This is a genomic window from Streptomyces sp. NPDC059679, assembly GCF_042734105.1.
Classification (GTDB): domain Bacteria; phylum Actinomycetota; class Actinomycetes; order Streptomycetales; family Streptomycetaceae; genus Streptomyces.
Genome location: NZ_JBHWES010000019.1, coordinates 1 through 15,010, shown reverse-complemented (window position 1 = coordinate 15,010; position 15,010 = coordinate 1). Strand labels below are relative to the sequence as shown.

Annotated in this window: 13 protein-coding genes; 5 read left to right on the top strand and 8 right to left on the bottom strand. The window is 73.5% G+C overall.

The genetic code is table 11. From position 1 onward, the window contains the following. Window positions 1-100: 100 nt before the first annotated feature. The 7 genes from ACFV2X_RS21285 to ACFV2X_RS21255 all read right to left on the bottom strand — a co-directional run bounded on the left by ACFV2X_RS21285 (window position 101) and on the right by ACFV2X_RS21255 (window position 8,279). Window positions 101-1,192, bottom strand: coding sequence for an enolase C-terminal domain-like protein (locus tag ACFV2X_RS21285; protein ID WP_385618833.1), 1,092 nt, complete (start codon window positions 1,190-1,192; stop codon window positions 101-103). An 8-nt stretch (window positions 1,193-1,200) separates the two neighbouring features. Further along, window positions 1,201-2,886: a GMC family oxidoreductase gene (locus ACFV2X_RS21280; protein WP_385618588.1), complete on the bottom strand. Its 1,686-nt coding sequence runs from the start codon at window positions 2,884-2,886 to the stop codon at window positions 1,201-1,203. An 11-nt stretch (window positions 2,887-2,897) separates the two neighbouring features. Further along, entirely contained in the window at window positions 2,898-3,494 is a 597-nt protein-coding gene (locus ACFV2X_RS21275; protein ID WP_385618585.1) for a gluconate 2-dehydrogenase subunit 3 family protein, read from the bottom strand. A gap of 11 nt (window positions 3,495-3,505) precedes the next feature. Then, window positions 3,506-3,997 carry a hypothetical protein gene (locus ACFV2X_RS21270; RefSeq protein ID WP_385618582.1) on the bottom strand — a complete coding sequence of 164 codons (492 nt, stop codon included), beginning with the start codon at window positions 3,995-3,997 and terminating at the stop codon, window positions 3,506-3,508. 9 nt (window positions 3,998-4,006) lie between these two features. After that, window positions 4,007-5,836, bottom strand: coding sequence for a thiamine pyrophosphate-requiring protein (locus ACFV2X_RS21265; RefSeq protein ID WP_385618579.1), 1,830 nt, complete (start codon window positions 5,834-5,836; stop codon window positions 4,007-4,009). Window positions 5,837-5,867: 31 nt separating this feature from the next. Continuing rightward, complete coding sequence (locus ACFV2X_RS21260) at window positions 5,868-6,833, bottom strand: TIGR03557 family F420-dependent LLM class oxidoreductase (protein ID WP_385618576.1); 966 nt, start codon at window positions 6,831-6,833, stop codon at window positions 5,868-5,870. A 168-nt stretch (window positions 6,834-7,001) separates the two neighbouring features. Further along, window positions 7,002-8,279: a PAS domain-containing protein gene (locus ACFV2X_RS21255; protein ID WP_385618573.1), complete on the bottom strand. Its 1,278-nt coding sequence runs from the start codon at window positions 8,277-8,279 to the stop codon at window positions 7,002-7,004. Window positions 8,280-8,436: 157 nt separating this feature from the next. Here ACFV2X_RS21255 and ACFV2X_RS21250 point away from each other — a divergent pair, with 157 nt between their 5' ends. Next, on the top strand, window positions 8,437-9,252 hold the full coding sequence (locus tag ACFV2X_RS21250) for an ANTAR domain-containing response regulator (RefSeq protein WP_385618570.1): 816 nt from the start codon (window positions 8,437-8,439) through the stop codon (window positions 9,250-9,252). Here ACFV2X_RS21250 and ACFV2X_RS21245 read toward each other — a convergent pair. Then, the gene (locus ACFV2X_RS21245) at window positions 9,164-9,790 is read right to left on the bottom strand and encodes a hemerythrin domain-containing protein (RefSeq protein WP_385618568.1); all 627 of its coding nucleotides are present in this window, start codon (window positions 9,788-9,790) and stop codon (window positions 9,164-9,166) included. The two genes, ACFV2X_RS21250 and ACFV2X_RS21245, sit on opposite strands and share 89 nt — an antisense overlap. Before the next feature lie 153 nt (window positions 9,791-9,943). Between ACFV2X_RS21245 and ACFV2X_RS21240 the strand changes: the two genes are divergently transcribed. The 4 genes from ACFV2X_RS21240 to ACFV2X_RS21225 all read left to right on the top strand — a co-directional run bounded on the left by ACFV2X_RS21240 (window position 9,944) and on the right by ACFV2X_RS21225 (window position 14,885). Further along, window positions 9,944-11,209, top strand: a complete 1,266-nt coding sequence (locus ACFV2X_RS21240; RefSeq protein WP_385618564.1) for an aminotransferase class I/II-fold pyridoxal phosphate-dependent enzyme — start codon at window positions 9,944-9,946, stop codon at window positions 11,207-11,209. Between the two features lie 431 nt (window positions 11,210-11,640). Beyond that, window positions 11,641-12,597, top strand: coding sequence for an MBL fold metallo-hydrolase (locus ACFV2X_RS21235; RefSeq protein ID WP_385618830.1), 957 nt, complete (start codon window positions 11,641-11,643; stop codon window positions 12,595-12,597). A 69-nt stretch (window positions 12,598-12,666) separates the two neighbouring features. Next, complete coding sequence (locus tag ACFV2X_RS21230; protein ID WP_385618561.1) at window positions 12,667-13,740, top strand: nitrous oxide reductase family maturation protein NosD; 1,074 nt, start codon at window positions 12,667-12,669, stop codon at window positions 13,738-13,740. Further along, a complete protein-coding gene (locus ACFV2X_RS21225; protein ID WP_385618558.1) occupies window positions 13,737-14,885 on the top strand; it encodes a methyltransferase in 1,149 nt (382 codons plus the stop codon). The genes ACFV2X_RS21230 and ACFV2X_RS21225 overlap by 4 nt, the downstream gene beginning before the upstream one ends. Window positions 14,886-15,010 lie beyond the last annotated feature (125 nt).

The following is a 15,010-nucleotide window of genomic DNA, read 5'->3' as shown; positions in this document are numbered from 1 at the left end:
GGGTGTCGGCTCCGGGTGCTCCGCGGAGCGGGTAGCCAGCCGGATGGGGCCGAAACCGGAACGTCATGGACGAGGACGGACGGGGAGATGTGCGGGTGTGTCACAGCACGCGATACGCGGTGGCGGCCTCGTGCCGGAAGGTCATGCCGTGTCCCGGCTCGCCGCTCGCCCCCGGCCGTACCGTGCCACCTGTGGGGTCGAGCGCGCCCGTGAAGTACGCGGACTCGATGCGCACATGGTCGTGAAACCACTCCACGTGGCGCAGATTGGGCACACACGCGGCCGCATGGGCGTGTGCGTGTGGCGCGCAGTGTGCGGACAGCTCCAGACCGTGGGCCTCGGCGACGGCGGCGGCGCGCAGCCATACCGTAAGGCCGCCACAGCGCGTGGCGTCCGCCTGCAGACAGTCGACGACCGGCGCCATCCGGGCGAAGTACGGCAGGTCGTAGCCGTACTCGCCGGCCGCCACATCGCACACCACCGCGTCGCGGACGACCCGCAGCCCCTCCAGGTCGTCGGAGGACACCGGCTCCTCGAACCAGCCCACTCCCTGCTCGGCCAGCGCATGGCCCACCCGCACCGCCTCCTTGCGGGTGTACGCGCCATTGGCGTCCACGTACAGCTCGGTGTGCGGGCCGATGGTCTCCCGGGCGTGGCGCACCCGGGCCAGGTCGCGCTCGACGGCGTGGCCCCGGTCCTCACCGATCTTGATCTTGACGCGGTCGATGCCGTGTCCGCGCACCCAGCCGGTCAGCTGGGTGGCGAGATGCGTGTCGTGGTACGTGGTGAAGCCGCCCGAGCCGTAGACCGGCACCGTCTCGCGCACCGCCCCGATCAGACGGACCAGCGGCACACCCAGCAGCCGCGCCTTGAGGTCCCACAGTGCCAGGTCCACCGCGGAGATCGCGCAGGCCACCAGGCCCGGGCGGCCGGCGTTGCGCACCGCGCGGCTCATCGCCTCGTTCGCCCCCGCCACATCCAGCGGGGAGCGCCCCAGCACCTCGCCGCGCAGCAGGTCGTGCACCACCGACCCGGCGTCCGCGGGGGCGTAGGTCCAGCCGAGCCCGGTCGTCTGCGCGCCGCGGGCCTCCACCACCACGACGGTCGTCTCGTTCCAGGCGAGGGTGCCGTCCGCCTCGGGGGCGTCGGTCGGCACCGTGTACGCCGTGACGTCCAGCCGGTCGACCTTCATGTCCGTGCTCATGCCTGGCTTCTCGATGTCTGGTTTCTTGTCAGCCGGTCCGCCGCCCGGTCCGCGAGCGCCATGATCGTCAGAGCCGGGTTGGCGCTGCCCTGCGTCGGCAGCACGCTGCCGTCGGTGATGAACAGATTGGGTACGGTGAAGGCGCGCAGATCGGAATCCACCACGCCCTCCTCGGGCGTGCGACCCATCCGGCAGCCGCCGACCAGATGCGCATAGCGCTCGACGGTCATCAGCTCGCCCGCCCCGGCCGCGCGAAGGATGTCCTGCATGATCAGCCGGGCCGCCTCCATCAGCAGGTCGTCATTGGCGCACCGGCTGTGGTCGAAGCGCGCCACGGGGAGGCCGAGCCGGTCGGTCTCGTCGGCGAGCGTGACCCGGTTGCCGGGCTGGGGCAGAAACTCGCACAGCGCGCCCAGGGTCGCCCAGTGCACATAGTCCCGCATCCGGGAGCGCAGATCGGCGCCCCAGTGGCCCTGGGCGGCGACGTGTTCGGCCCAGACGATCGGCAGCGGGGACACCGTCTGAAGTGAGAAGCCGCGCCGGTACGGCTCGGCCGGGTCGGTCTCGTAGAAGTCCTCGCTCGACACCTCGGGCGGCGGCGCCTTGTACATCCGGATCTCGTCGGGGAAGCGGCCCGCGGTCTGCGGGGCGCCCTGGACCATCACATAGCGGCCCACCAGGTCGTGGCCGTTGGCCAGGCCGTGCGGATGACCGGGGCCCGCGGAGTTCAGCAGCAGCCGTGGGGTCTCGATGGAGTAGCCCGCCACCGCGACCGCCTTGGCCCGCTGGACGTGCTCACGGCCGCCGCGTACGTACGCCACACCCGTCGCGCGCCGCCCGCCGCCGTCCATGACCACGCGGGTGGCCATCGCGCCGTCGCGGATCTCGGCGCCGTGCGCGATGGCGTCGGGGACATGAGTGATCAGCGGTGACGCCTTCGCGTCGACCTTGCAGCCCTGGAGACAGAAGCCCCGGTAGACGCAGTGCGGGCGGTCGCCGAACCGGCCGTTGGCGATGGCCACCGGCCCGACCCGGGCCCGGATGCCCAGCCGGGCGCAGCCCTCCAGCATCACCTCGCCGTTGCCGCCGACCGGGTGCGGGGCGTGCGGATGGGGGTGCGGGTCGCCCCACGGCCAGTACTGGCCCGCCACCGGCAGCTCCCGCTCCAGCCGCTCGTAGTACGGGCGCAGCTCCTCGTACCGGATCGGCCAGTCGGCGCCCACCCCGTCCTCGGTACGGGTGCGGAAGTCGGAGGGATGGAAACGCGGGGTGTAGCCCGCGAAGTGCACCATGGAACCGCCCACCCCGCGCCCGGAGTTGTTCGCCCCCAGCGGTACGGGGTGGCTGCCGCCGATGACGCGCGGCTCGTTCCAGTACAGATGGCGGGAGCCCGCCTCGTCGCTCACCCAGTCGTGCTCCGGATCCCAGAACGGCCCCGCCTCCAGGCACACCACCCGCCACCCGGCGTGCGCCAGCCGCTGGGTGAAGGTCGCACCGCCCGCGCCGCAGCCGATGACCACCATGTCCACCTCGTCGCCGTCCTCGAACCGCCGCATGGCCGAGCGCAGCCGGGTGACATGCGGCAGCCAGGCGGAGGCGTTGCGGGCCCGTACCGAGCCCTGGGGGCGCAGCGTCTCGCGCAGTGTGCCGGTGGCCGGGCGCCACCAACGCGTCCCGTTCATCGGCGTCCCGTTCATCGGTCCGTCTCTTCGGCCCTGTGGGGCGCGGGCGCGGCCTCCCACGGCTCGCGCACCCCGCGCCCCAGCCGCAGATAGCCGCGCGGGTAGGCCGGGCCGCCGAAGCCGATCTCGTCCCAGGCGTACGGGTGGGCGTAGTACGCGGTGCACGCGTAGCGGGTCCACAGCGTCCAGACGCGCCCGGCGGGCATGCCGTACCAGTCATGGCTCCCCAGGTCCTGGACGTGGCGCAGCAGCCGGTGCCGGTCGCCGTGGGTCACCGCGCCGAAGGAGCGGCCGTCATGCCGCACCGCTGTCTCCTCGTCCAGCGTGGCCAGCGAGCGGCGCCACGCCTCGTCGTCCTCCGGCATGTCCGCGAACCGCCAGCCCTCGAACTCGCGGGCCGCCAGCCGGGCGTCGATCACCGGCAGTACGGGGATCGGGGGGTCGTCGTGCCGGCGCGCCAGCAGCAGATCCAGCAGCGGGCCGGCGCACGCCTCCTCGGCCGGGGTGAAGAAACTCAGCGGCGGTCGGGGGCCGAGCCGGGCCAGCACCACCCCGGCCGTGGCGGTGTCCCAGGTGGACACTTGGCCCAGCACGCCCTTCCGGCTCATGCGGCGCGCCGTCATCGCTCCCGCCGCAGCACGCTCGCGAGCAGCCCGATCCCGCCCACCATGCACATCAGCAGCGGCGCGAACAGCGGCGGGCCCAGCTCGATGTTGTAGCGGGCCATCCGCCAGCCGCCGGGTTTGCCGGCGATTCCGCGGATATGCAGATACGTGCCCTGCAGACCGTTGGCCACGATGGCGGCCGAGGCCAGCGGCAGCGCGGTGTGCGCGGCCCGTTCGTCCGCGTACCCCGCCACGCCCGCGGCGACGCCGACCGGCCCGAGCGCCACCGGCCACCACATCACACGGTTGCCGAATCCGGCCCGGTCGTGTTCCAGGAAGATCTCGGCCGCCGTGATCGCCGACCCCGCGGCGGTCAGCAGCGAGAGCGACCGCTCCAGTCGGCCGTGCCGCACCTCGTGGGCGAGCCGTGCGGTGCGACGGGTGGCGCGGCGCGCGGCCGGGCGGCGCGCCGGGCCATCCCGGACATCACGCATGAGCACGGCCATCACGCCCCCTCACCCCTCGCTCTTCTTGCCGCGGTGGCCGGGGTGTTCGCGATGGTGCCGGTGCGGCAGGAACTCCTGCACCTTCGCCTTGAAGCCCTGGCGCACCATGCCCGTCCGGTCCACATCGCCCTTGGCGATCGACTCGACGGTGGCCTCCATCTGCTCCCAGGTCGCGTGCGGCGGAATCGGTGGCACATCGGGGTCGGTCAGGAACTCGACCACCGCCGGGCCGTCGGCGTTCAGCGCTTCGCGCCACGCCTGCTCCACGTACTCGGGCTTCTCCACCCGGATGCCGGTCAGCCCCAGCGACTCGGCGAACCGCGCGTACCGCACATCCGGGATCGCTTGCGAGGGCAGGAACTGCGGGGCTCCGCTCATCGCCCGCATCTCCCAGGTCACCTGGTTCAGATCGTGGTTGTTCCACACCGCGATGACCAGCCGGGGGTCGTCCCATGCATGCCGGTACTTGGCCGCCGTGATCAGCTCGGCCATGCCGTTCATCTGCATCGCGCCGTCCCCGACCAGCGCAACCACCGGCCGGTCGGGCCGGGCGAACTTCGCGCCGATCGCGTACGGGACCCCGGAGCCCATGGTGGCCAGCGTGCCGGACAGCGAGCCGCGCATCTGGCCGCGCATCCGCAGGTGGCGGGCGTACCAGTTGGCCACCGAGCCCGAGTCGCAGGTGAGGATGGCGTCGCCGGGCAGCAGCGGGTCCAGGCAGTGGGCGACGTACTCGGGGTTGATCGGATGGGCGGTCAGCTCGGCGCGCCGCCGCATCACCTCACGCCACCGCCGCACCCCCGCGACGATCTCGTCCTGCCATGCGCGGTCCTCCCGGGACCGCAGCAGCGGCATCAGCCGCAGCAGTGTCTCGCGGGCGTCGCCGACCAGGTTGACCTCGTACGGGTAGCGCATGCCGATCATGTGCGGATCGAGATCGATCTGCACGGCCCGGACCTGACCGAACTCCGGCAGGAACTGGGTGTACGGGAAGCTGGAGCCGATCGTCAGCAGTGTGTCGCAGTTCCGCATCAGCTCGTACGAGGGGCGGGTGCCCAGCAGCCCGATGGGGCCGGTGACATACGGCAGTTCGTCGCTGAGCACATCGAGGCCGAGCAGCGCCTTGGCCACCCCCGCGCCCAGCAGCTCGGCGATCGCCTCGACCTCCGCCCGCGCCCCCGCCGCGCCCTGGCCGACCAGGATCGCCACCCGCTCACCGGCGCCCAGCACATCCGCGGCCCGCTCCACCGCGCTCGCGGAGGGCACCGCCGACCAGCCGCTGCGGTCCAGGCTGGAGGGCACCATCTTGAAGTCGTGGGTCGGCGGGGAGTAGTCCAGCTCCTGGACGTCCGCCGGGATGATCACGGCGGTGGGGGAGCGGCGGGCGTACGCGGTGCGGATCGCCCGGTCGAGCACGTTCGGCAGCTGCTCGGGGACCGTCACCGTCTCCAGGAAGTCGGACGCGACGTCCTTGAAGAGATTGTGCAGGTCCACCTCTTGCTGGTACGAGCCGCCCATCGCGCTGCGGTTCGTCTGGCCGACCAGCGCCACCACCGGCACGTGGTCGAGCTTCGCGTCGTACAGGCCGTTCAGCAGGTGGATCGCGCCGGGGCCCGATGTCGCCGTGCAGACCCCGAGCCGCCCGCTGAACTTGGCGTACCCGACGGCCTCGAACGCGGCCATCTCCTCGTGCCGCGCCTGCACGAACCGTGGCTCGTTGTCGGCCCGCCCCCACGCGGCGAGCAGGCCGTTGATCCCGTCGCCCGGGTAGCCGAAGACATGCCGGACACCCCACTCGCGCAGCCGGGCGAGCACGTAGTCGGCGACTTTCTCGGTCATGGTGGTCACTCCTGCACTTCTGTCGACGGGTTCAGCCGGTCAGCTGCGGCAGCACCTTGGTGCGGTAGAAGTCGAAGAAGCCGCGCTGCTCGGGGCCGATCTGGTTGACGTAGACGGTGTCGAAGCCGGCGTCGGCGTACGCGCTGAGCGCGGCCACATGCGCCTCCGGGTCGTCGCCGCAGGTCACCCGCTGGGCCAGCCGTTCGGGGGTGACGAGCTCACAGGCCTGCTCGAACTGGGACGGGGTGGCCAGTTGGGTCAGCAGCGCGCCCGGCAGCGCCTCGACCGCCCACAGCCGGTGGACGGTGCGCAGCGCGTCGTCGGCGTCCGGGCCGAAGCACACCTTCAGTCCGCCGCGGACCGGCTTGGCGTTGCCGGCCGCGCCGCTGCCGCGCCGGAACCGCGCGACGAGCTCCGCGTCCGGGACCATCGTGATGAAGCCGTCGCCGACCCGCCCGGCCAGCGCGGCGGCGGCCGAGCCGAACGCCGCGATATCGATGGGCACCGGCTCCTCGGGCACCGTGTACAGGCGCGCGCTCTCGACCGTGTAGTGCTTGCCGTGGTGGCTGACCTGGTGCCCCTCGAACAGCTGGCGGATCACCGCCACGGCCTCCTCCAGCATCTCCAGCCGGATGGCCGGCTGCGGCCAGTGATCGCCCAGCACATGCTCGTTCAGCGCCTCCCCGGAGCCCACCCCCAGCCGGAAGCGGCCCTCGAGCAGCACCGCGCTGGTGGCGGCGGCCTGGGCGACGATCGCCGGATGGATACGGATGGTGGGGCAGGTCACCGCGGTCTGCACGGGCAGCGAGGTCGCCTGGGCGAGCGCGCCGATCACCGACCACACGAACGAGGCATGGCCCTGGGCCCTGGTCCAGGGGTGGTAGTGGTCGGAGATCCACAGATGGGAGAAGCCCGCCTGTTCCGCCATCCGCGCCTGCTCGACGAGCTCGGCGGGCCCGTGTTCCTCGGCGGCCAGGAAATAGCCGTACTCGGTCATGGGGCCCTCCTCGAACGCTCGTGCCCGTCAGGCGCTGGTGCCACAGGTGCCACAGGTGCCACTCACGGTCCTGCTGCCACGGGGCGACGGGTAACCGGGGTGCGAGGAAGGAAACACCGCGGAGCAATGGGGGATCTGCTGGGGCTCTACGGCGGGTGTACGGCGGAGCTACTGGGGCAGGGCTCGGCTCAGCGCGAGGGCGATATGGCGGGAGACCCGGTCCGCCACCCCCGCCTCCGCCATCTCGAACGCCCCGCGCCCACCCGTACGGAAGAGCGTGAGAGCGCCCCGGACCGGCTCCGCGGGAGAGGGGCGCAGCGGTACGCACAGCAGCGAGGTGACCTCCTCGCGGACCAGGACGGGCGCGCCCGAGGCGTCGCGGCCGAAGGCGTCCGCGTCAGGGGGCCGCACCCGCAGTGCCGCGACCCCGTCGCGCAGCGCCTCGGCCACCAGCGGGCAGCCGGCCGGGTCCTGTTCGGCCACCGGGGCCACGCGGCCACCCGCGACGGCCTCCGGCGGACCCAGCGTCACCAGCCGGCGGGCGATCCCGGGCCGCGCCGGGTCCGCGGACACGTCATCCGTGATGACGTCCACGATCACCCAGTCCGCGAAGCGGCCGTGCAGCACGGCTGCCGCCCGCCCGAGCACGGCCTCGGGCCCGCCGTCGGCGGGCGCGGGCGGGGCGAGCAGCGCGGTGGCCATGTCGTCGAGCAGGTCGAGCAGCTGGGCGTGGCGGGTCACCTCGTCGAGGTCCGGCCGGGCCGTCGACAGCCGGTCGTCCGCGTCGGCCTCCGCGTCGGCCTGCGCGGGGACAGGGTCGCGGCCCGGGGCGGGTACGGCCGGGGTGGCCACCGCGTCCTCGGCATCCGCCGCGTCCTCCGCGCCCGCCGTGGGCTGGAAGGCGGCCAGCACGGCGGGGTACGGCTCGCCCGGCGGATGCAGTGCCGCGAGCGTCACCGGCAGCGTCGTCCCGTCGCTCCCGGGCCCCGGCAGCCGTACCACCAGGCCCCGCCCGCCCTCGCCGCGCGCGACCGCGGCGACCTGGGAGCGCAGCACCGCCCGCCCGCCGGGCGGCAGCGAGTCGGTCAGCGGGCGCCCGGCGGCGTAGCCGGGGCGGGTCCGGAACAGCTGCGCGGCCAGGTCGTTCATCCGCCGCACCACACAGTCGCGGTCCAGCAGGACGACCGCGACCGGAAGCCGCTGGAACAGGGCGCGCAGCAGCTGCTGTTCATGAGGGTCGGCGCGGCCCCCGCCCCGGGCCAGGTCGTCCGCGGCCAGCCGCTCGTACCGTGGCCACAGCACCTCCGCCGCATGCTGGAGCTCGATGAGGGCGGCGTCCAGCACCGCGAGCCGTTCCTGCGCGGGCAGGGCCCGCGCGGTCTGCAGTTCGGCGACGCGGCTGCGGAAGTCCGCCAGTTCGGCGCCGTACTCCTGTACCCCGGACATGCGCTCACCGTAGCCCGCTCGAACGAGGGGCGTTGCCCGCTCGGCTGTTTCCCCCATGGCGCAGTGGGCAGCCGAAGAGACGGGATGAGCAGACGGAGCAGCAGACGGAGCACCGGACCAGGCGCCGTGAAGCACCGTGAAAGGACTGAACCCGACCATGCCGGAGCGTGCCTCCACCCCCACCCCCACTCGCAACCGGTCCTGCCGGACCGACGCGCCCTCGATGGATCGCGGCCTCGCCGAGCTGGCGGACCGGGCCGCGTCGTGCACCCCCGCCAGCTGCGGAGCCACCGCCACCGCCCTTGTGGGCCCGGACCCCGGCGGGGCCGGCCCGGAGGAGCCGAGCGCGGCCACCCATCCCGATCTGTCCGCGCTGGTCTCGGTGCAGCTGGCCTCCGGCGAGGGCCCCATCCCGGCCGCCCGGGCCACCGGCTGCCCGGCGGGCGCGGACGATCTGCTGAGCGACCGCAGGTGGCCGGGCTACCGGGCCAGGGCCCTGGACGCGGGGGTGCGCTCCAGTGCCACCCTGCCCTTCGTATGGGAGGGCCTGACCGTCACGGTCTCCGTCTACGGGCTGCGGCCCGGCCCGCTGGAGGAGACGGCCCGGGGAGCCACCCGGCTGCTCGGCGACCTCGCCACCGAGAGCCTGGTGCGCGACCGGCGCTACCGCGCCACGCTGACCGAGCTCGACCAGCTGGGCGCCGCGGTGCGCTCGCGCCCGGTGGTCGACCAGGCGTGCGGCATGGTGATGCATGTGCTGGGCTGCGACGCGGACGCCGCCTTCGACCTGCTGCGGCGCGCCTCCCAGCGGACGAACCGCAAGCTGGCCGAGCTCGCCGAGACCGTCGTACGGACCCGGGGCCGCGGTATCGAGGCGGATCTGATCAGGCTTGTGGGGCCGGTCCGGAACCGGTCGGCCCGGAGCCGGAAAGCCACTCCCGTATCCGCTCGGCCAGCGGACGCTCCTTGCTGACCCCGCCGGCGTTGGACGCGGCGTTGGACGACGGATTCCGTGTCCCGCTGCCGTGCGCTTCGCCGCCCTGGGTCCCGCCGGGGTACGGCTGGGTCGGCGTGATGGACTTGGCCTCGCCGACCCGCAGCCCGAGGGCCATCCGCTCCGCGGGGGTCAGCCGCTCGCGCAGCTCGGGGAAGATCACGTCCTCCTCGCCGCGGATGTGCATGGACACCACGTCGTACAGCTCGCGGACCAGCGCGTCGAACCGCCGGTCCGCGGTGTCCAGCCGCTCCAGGTCGCCCAGGATCCGCTCGGCCTCGGACAGCTCCTCCATCTCCCGCTCGGCGACCTCGTCCCCGTTGGGCAGCGCCTTGCGGACCGTCGGGTACAGATACTGCTCCTCGGCGACCGAGTGCCGCACGATCTCGACGGTGATCTGTTCCATCAGCAGCCGCCGCTCCCGGGGGTCGGCGCTCGCCCGGTACCCCTCGAAGAGTTCCTGTACCTCGCGGTGGTCCGCGGTGAGCAGGTCCACCACGTCGTGTTGCTGAGGCATCCCTGTCATGCGGGCCGGGTGCCCGCCGCCGCACCGGGCAAACGGCACCGGCCACGTGTCGGCTCCGCCGCCGCATCCGCCGATCTGCGAAGGTGGACAAGTCGGGACAGATGCATGGATAGGCGATTCTGTCGATCCGGAGGTGTGTTTCGAATGCAGCGGGAGCTGACCGCCCCGACTCCGGCGGACCCGGAAGACGGCGGTCTGCCGGTCCTCCCGGAGCTGACCGCGCGCTTCGCCGGGGCGGCCGGCCGTACCGCCCCCGAACCGGTCGGTGGCGGCCCGGCGCTGCGCACCGCCGCCTGCGGCTACTGGGAGCGGCGCGGCCTGTGGACCGACCCGGAGCATGTCGCCGCCGCCCCCGGTGGGCAGCCGCTGCTGCTCTCCCTGCTCGCCGCGGCCGGCGGTGACGTCCTGCTGACCCGGCCCTGCGCCTCCTGGTACGCACCGCTGGCCCGGCTCGCCGGGCGCCCCGCCTACCATGCGCCGGTGCCCGCCGAGTGCGGTGGTGTCCCCGACCCGTTCGCGCTGCTGGAGACCGTACGCCGGGTGCGCGCGGAGGGCGGTGAGCCGCGGGTGCTGCTGTTGTCCGTCGCCGACGACCCGACCGGCACCACCGCCCCGCCCGAGCTGCTGCACGAGGTGTGCGAGGCGGCCGTGGCCGAGGGGATGCTGATCGTCAGCGACGAGACCTGGCGGGACACCGTGCACCACCCGCATGGCACGGTGCTGCTCAGCCCGGCCGAGATGTGCCCCGAGGACGTGGTGGTGCTCACCGATCTGGCGGGTGCCTTCACCCCGCCCGGCTGGCCCGCCGCGCTCGCCCGGTTCCCCGCCACCGAGCGCGGCGTCGAGCTGCGCGCCCGGGTGCTGTCCACCCTGGACGCGCTGCGCGCCGCGCTGCTGCCGCCCGTCGCCGCGGCCGCCGCCCACGCCCTCGACGAGCCCGAGCCGGTCCGCGAGCGCACCGCGGCCGCGGCGCGCGTCCACGGGGCGGTGGCCGCGGCGGTCTACCGCGCGCTGACCGCGGTCGGCGCGCTGTGCCGGCCGCCGCAGGCCGGCCGCCAGCTGTATGCCGATCTCGACGAGTTGCGCGGCGACCTCGCGGCCCGCGGCATCACCGACTCGGTGGAGCTGGAGCGCGAGCTGACCCGGGGACTTCGCCGCCCGGTACCGGGCGGCCACCGCTTCGGCGACGCCCCGCACACCCTGCGGGTGCGGCTGTCGACGCTGCCGCTGCTCGGCGCCGGGGACCAGGCCCGGCTGGCCGCCCTCGCCGCCGCGGACCCGCTGCGGGTGCCGCATGTGGCCGAGGCGCTGACCGCCTTCGACACGGCCTTCCGCGAGCTGACCCAGGCCGGACCGAGGCCGACCGGCACCGGCACCGGCACCGGCACCGAAGGGAGCCCACTGTCATGACCGATCAGGCCGACCAGGCCCAACCGGCCGGGCGACGCCCCGCCGGGCGGGCGCGCCCCGCCCCGTGGACACCGCCGTGGACAACCCCGCGGCTGGGCCCCATCCGGGAGATCTTCTCCGGCCCGCGACGCCGGCTACGGCGGCTCGCCGCGCCGCCGGAGTCGCCCGCCTCGTCGCGGCAGGGGGCACCTCCCGGCGGCAGCGGGGGGAGGCATACCGACCGCGGCGCCCCGTACGAGGGTGATCCCTCGTCGTACGCTCCTCCGCCCGGTCCTCCTCCTGCGGCGACCGCTGCGAGGGGGCACCTCCCAGCGGTCGCCGGGGGAGACCGTCTGCTGCCGCAGGGGGCGCCTCCCGGCCGGCGGCCGGGGGAGCCGCAGCCCGGGCGACCGCCCGGCGGGGGCCCCGCCGCCCCGCGCCCCCGCGGTGAGCTGCGCACCTGGCCGCGGTCGTTCGCCCACCGGCTCACCTCCCCGCTGCCCGGTGTCCGGGCGATCGCCCGGCTGGCCCGGGAGGGGAGCCTGCGCCCGCCGCTCGAGGCGCTGCTGCAGATCCCCGAACTCCCCTTCGAACCGGGCCCGGCGCCGGTCGTCGGGCCCGGCGGCACCGCGGTCACCTGGGCGGGGCACGCCAGTTGTGTGCTTCGGACCGGCGGGCTGACGGTGCTCACCGACCCCGTCTGGTCCCGCCGGATCCTCGGCACCCCGGCCCGGGTCACCCCGGTCGGGGTGCGCTGGGAGGATCTGCCGCCCATCGACGCGGTGGTCATCAGCCACAACCACTACGACCACCTCGACGCGCCCACGCTCAGACGGCTGCCGCGCGACACCCCCCTGTTCGTACCCGCCGGGCTCGCCGCCTGGTGCCGGGCGCGCCGCTTCACCGACGTCACCGAGCTCGACTGGTGGGAGGCGGCCGAACTGCCGGGCCCGGACGGGCCGGTGCGGTTCGACTTCGTACCCGCGCACCACTGGAGCAAGCGCACCCTGACCGACACCTGCCGCTCCCTGTGGGGCGGCTGGGTCATCACCGACCCGGATGGCAGCCGGACCTACTTCGCGGGCGACACCGGCTACGGACACTGGTTCGGGGAGATCGGCCGCCGCTACCCGGGCATCGACCTGGCGCTGCTGCCCATCGGCGCGTACGCCCCGCGCTGGATGCTCCGTCCGGTGCACACCGATCCGGAGGAGGCCGTACGGGCCTTCGAGGATCTGGGCGCGCGGGCGATGATGCCCATGCACTGGTCCACCTTTCTGCTCTCCGCCGAGCCCCCGCTGCAGCCGCTGCTGCGGGTCCGCGCGGCGTGGGAGGCGGCGGGGCTGCCGCGCGAGGCGCTGTGGGACCTGCCGGTCGGGGGCTCGCGCGTGCTCGACCGCGACGACTGAATGCAGGGCAATTAGTGCATCAGTGGTCATAAGTGGCAGGTGGTGCGCACCCCGCCTAGCTTCCTGTTCATGCGCACTCGACAGCTTCGCTACCTGGCGGTCCTCACGGCCGCCCTTGTCATCGAACTCGGTCCGCTGCCCGCCGCCCACGCCAAGACCCAGCACGTCGTCAAGCCGGGTGAGTCGATCCAGGCCGCGGTGAAGGCCGCCAAGCCCGGCGACACCATCCTCGTCAAGGCCGGTACGTACCGGGAGAACGTGCTGATCACCACCTCGAACCTGACCCTGAGCGGGGAGGGCAAGAAGACCGTCATCAAGCCGCCCGAGAAGGCGTCCGCCAACGACTGCGGCAAGGCCGAGACCGGTATCTGCGTCACCGGTACGGCCGAGCAGCCCCTCACCGATGTGCGGATCCGCTCGCTCAAGGTCACCGGCTTCGCCAAGAACGGCATTTGGGGGAAGCACACCGACCGGATGGACGTACGCCAGGTGACCGCCGCGCAGAACGGTCAGCAGGGCATCGGCCAGGAGAAGTCCACCCGCGGCACCTTCCGCACCAACACCTCCAAGGACAACGGCCAGTCGGGCATCTTCCTCGCCAACACCGTCGACGAGGAGGGCGCGGCCATCGACACCAAGGGCGCGGTCGTCCGCGACAACCGGCTCACCGGGAACCGCGTCGGGGTCGGCATCCGGCGTCTGCGGGTCCTGACCGTCCAGGGCAACACCCTCACCGGCAACTGCGGCGGCGTGTTCGTCGTCGGCGACGAGGGGACGCCGCGCGCCGGGGACCTGTCGATCATCAACAACAAGGTCTACGAGAACAACAAGTACTGCCCGCCCAACCCCCGCCTCGACTTCATCCAGGGCACCGGCATCCTCCTCACCGGCGTGGAGGACACGCGGGTGACGGGCAACGCGGTGCGGGACAACGTGGGCGCCTCGCCGATGTCCGGCGGGATCGTGCTCTTCCCCAGTGTCGTGGGCACCAAGAACGCCCGTAACACCATCAAGGACAACGTGCTGGCCAACAACCTGCCCGCCGACCTCGCCGACCGTGACGCCGGCCCCGGCAACACCTTCGAGGGCAACACCTGCACGGTCTCCGAGCCCGCCGGCAAGTGTGAGAAGGGGGCGTCATGACGTCGATAAGGACCGCTGCGGCCACCGCGGGGGCCGACCCCGCCGCCACGAACACCGCCACCGGCACCAGCACTCACACCGGCACTCACACCGGCCCCACCTCCGCCTCCGCCGATGGTGTCCCGTCGAAGGCCGCCCCGCAGCTGCGGGAACTCGTCTTCGGCGCGGCCCGGGCGGCGGCCGTCCGCGCGGCGGCCTCCCTGGGCGTCGCCGACGCCCTGGGGGAGCGGCCCGCCACCGTCGCGGAACTGGCGACCGCCGTGGGCGCCGAACCCGAGCGGCTGGGCCGGCTGCTGCGCTCCCTGGCCTGCTGCGGGGTGTTCGCCGAGACCGCGGACGGCCGGATCGCGCACACCGAGATGTCCCGGCTGCTGCGCGAGGACGCCCCCGACAGCCTCAAGTACATCTGTCTGTGGTGCACCGAGCCGTGGACCTGGGAGACCTGGCCGCGGCTCGATACGGCCGTACGCTCCGACACCATCGCCTTCAACGACATCCACGGCAAGGACTTCTTCACCTATCTGCACGAGGACGCGCCGGCCTCGGCCCGCGTGTTCGACAAGGCGATGACCACCTCCAGCAGACAGTCCGCCGTGGAGCTCGCCGACTTCCTCGACCTCGACGGGGCAAAGGAGGTGGCGGACATCGGCGGCGGCCAGGGGCATGTCGTGGCGTCCCTGCTGGAGAAGCACCCGAAGCTGCGCGGCACGCTGCTCGACCTCCCGCAGGTGGTGGCGAACGCGGACCCGCGGCTGCGCGACGGCGGGCCGCTGGCCGCACGCGCCCGGCTGGTGCCGGGGGACTGCCGCCGCGAGATCCCGGTACAAGCCGACCTGTACATCATCAAGAACATCCTGGAGTGGGACGACGAGTCCACCCGCAGGACCCTGGCCAACGTGGTGGCGGCGGCCCGGCCCGGCGCCCGGGTGCTGGTGATCGAGAACCTTCTCGACAACAGCCCCTCGATGCGGTTCACCACCGCCATGGACCTGTTTCTGCTCCTCAACGTGGGGGGCCGGAAACATTCTTCGGACAGCCTGGTGACACGTATGACGGAGGCCGGGCTGAGCGTCACCGGCATCAGCCCCGTCAACCCGTATCTGCACGCTTTCGACAGCCGGGTACCGGACCGCGTGGCCCCGTGACCACTCACCACAGCCGGGGGGCCCCGTGGCGAAAAAAAGGCGGGCCCCCGCCCCCCCGCCCCCAACCGCGGTTGTAAAGGGCGGGGGCCGGCCCCCAGGAAGGGGTCGGGGTGGGGGTAAACGAA

Excerpts from the sequence above, each read along its gene's own strand:
- ACFV2X_RS21255 (WP_385618573.1), bottom strand. The coding sequence starts at position 8,279 with ATGTCCGGGGTACAGGAGTACGGCGCCGAACTGGCGGACTTCCGCAGC.
- ACFV2X_RS21250 (WP_385618570.1), top strand. The coding sequence starts at position 8,437 with ATGCCGGAGCGTGCCTCCACCCCCACCCCCACTCGCAACCGGTCCTGC.
- ACFV2X_RS21280 (WP_385618588.1), bottom strand. The coding sequence starts at position 2,886 with ATGAACGGGACGCGTTGGTGGCGCCCGGCCACCGGCACACTGCGCGAG.
- ACFV2X_RS21245 (WP_385618568.1), bottom strand. The coding sequence starts at position 9,790 with ATGCCTCAGCAACACGACGTGGTGGACCTGCTCACCGCGGACCACCGC.
- ACFV2X_RS21240 (WP_385618564.1), top strand. The coding sequence starts at position 9,944 with ATGCAGCGGGAGCTGACCGCCCCGACTCCGGCGGACCCGGAAGACGGC.
- ACFV2X_RS21265 (WP_385618579.1), bottom strand. The coding sequence starts at position 5,836 with ATGACCGAGAAAGTCGCCGACTACGTGCTCGCCCGGCTGCGCGAGTGG.
- ACFV2X_RS21260 (WP_385618576.1), bottom strand. The coding sequence starts at position 6,833 with ATGACCGAGTACGGCTATTTCCTGGCCGCCGAGGAACACGGGCCCGCC.
- ACFV2X_RS21230 (WP_385618561.1), top strand. The coding sequence starts at position 12,667 with ATGCGCACTCGACAGCTTCGCTACCTGGCGGTCCTCACGGCCGCCCTT.
- ACFV2X_RS21225 (WP_385618558.1), top strand. The coding sequence starts at position 13,737 with ATGACGTCGATAAGGACCGCTGCGGCCACCGCGGGGGCCGACCCCGCC.
- ACFV2X_RS21285 (WP_385618833.1), bottom strand. The coding sequence starts at position 1,192 with ATGAAGGTCGACCGGCTGGACGTCACGGCGTACACGGTGCCGACCGAC.
- ACFV2X_RS21275 (WP_385618585.1), bottom strand. The coding sequence starts at position 3,494 with ATGAGCCGGAAGGGCGTGCTGGGCCAAGTGTCCACCTGGGACACCGCC.
- ACFV2X_RS21270 (WP_385618582.1), bottom strand. The coding sequence starts at position 3,997 with ATGGCCGTGCTCATGCGTGATGTCCGGGATGGCCCGGCGCGCCGCCCG.